Genomic DNA, 500 nt, shown 5'->3' with positions numbered 1-500 from the left:
TTGTACGTGCCGTCGCCCTGCGGCTCCGCGCGCGAGCGCACCAGCGCCAGATCGGAGCCCGCCTGCGGCTCGGTCAGGTTCATCGTGCCGGTCCATTCGCCCGAGATCAGCTTCGGCACGTAGCGCTGCTTCTGCTCGTCGGTGCCGGCCGTCAGCAGCGCCTCGATCGCGCCGTCGGTGAGCAGCGGGCACAGCGCGAACGACAAGTTCGACGCGTTCAGCATCTCGATGCACGGCGTCGCGATCAGCTTCGGCAGCCCCTGGCCGTCGTACTCGGCCGGATGCTGCAGCCCCTGCCAGCCGCCTTCGACGAACTGGCGGAACGCTTCGCCGAAGCCCGGCGTCGCGGTCACGACGCCGTCCTTCCAGCTGCTCGGATTGCGGTCGCCTTCGACGTTCAGCGGCGCCAGCACCTCGCCGCAGAATTTCGCGGATTCGTCGAGCACGGCCTGCGCCGTGTCGTAGCCGGCATCCTCGAAGCCCGGCAACTGCGCAACGGC

At 69.4% G+C, this 500-nt stretch carries 1 protein-coding gene; it reads right to left on the bottom strand.

Features of this window, described 5'->3' with window-relative positions; translation table 11 throughout:
• Positions 1–500, bottom strand: a 500-nt coding sequence (locus tag HWX39_RS35840) for an acyl-CoA dehydrogenase family protein (RefSeq protein WP_175972157.1), incomplete at both ends; no start/stop codon positions are given.

Origin of the sequence: Burkholderia sp. BCC0322, assembly GCF_902833045.1 — a bacterium.
Lineage (GTDB): Bacteria > Pseudomonadota > Gammaproteobacteria > Burkholderiales > Burkholderiaceae > Burkholderia.
This window is presented reverse-complemented; position numbering and strand designations above follow the sequence as displayed.